This window comes from Oryzibacillus soli, assembly GCF_051594765.1.
Classification (GTDB): domain Bacteria; phylum Bacillota; class Bacilli; order Paenibacillales; family NBRC-103111; genus Paenibacillus_AR.
In genome coordinates, this window is the sequence record NZ_JBPPGJ010000082.1 from 1 (window position 1) to 613 (window position 613).

Below are 613 nucleotides of genomic sequence, written 5' to 3' on the forward strand. Positions count from 1 at the left end.
GTAGAGATCTATAGCGGCAGCTTGGGAAGCGGAAGTCAGGTAGCACAGGGGACAAATGGAGTAGCCTTTACGGCACCGACATCAGGGACATATTACGTAGTCATATTCGGCAGCAATGGAGAGGCAGTTACGTGGTCGGCCTGGGACGGAACAGCAATGGACAAGGCATATCCCATGGAGTCGAGGGGGAGTTGGTGGAGAAAGGACATTAGACTTCCAGCGAACGAAGAAGGATACTATCAAGTCCAGCTAACGGCAGAACGAAACTACATTTTCAGTGCAGCAGGAAGCACTGGTGTTACCGTGTATGACGGCAGCAAAAAAGCGATTGGATCGAGTGCGACCTCCAAGATTAGCTTTACAGCGGATCAAAGCGGAACGTATTACATCCGAATCCAAGGGGGCAATACGACAAGGGACTACACCGCCTACCTGTCGGAGGAAATTCGAATACCGGGACCAAGCAAAAGTACAATGAGCGGGTCATCATCTTGGTATTCCCTTGAACTAACGGCAAACCGAACGGTACAGATTAAAGCAGATGTGGGATCGTCACAGAGAAGGGTAGAGATCTATAGCGGCAGCTTGGGAAGCGGAAGTCAGGTAGCACAGG

1 protein-coding gene is annotated in these 613 nt (G+C 50.7%); it reads left to right on the forward strand.

What is annotated here, in order from left to right:
* Window positions 1–156: 156 nt before the first annotated feature.
* The coding region (locus ACSEXW_RS28265; RefSeq protein ID WP_438449514.1) for a hypothetical protein at window positions 157–613 on the forward strand (457 nt) is incomplete at its 3' end.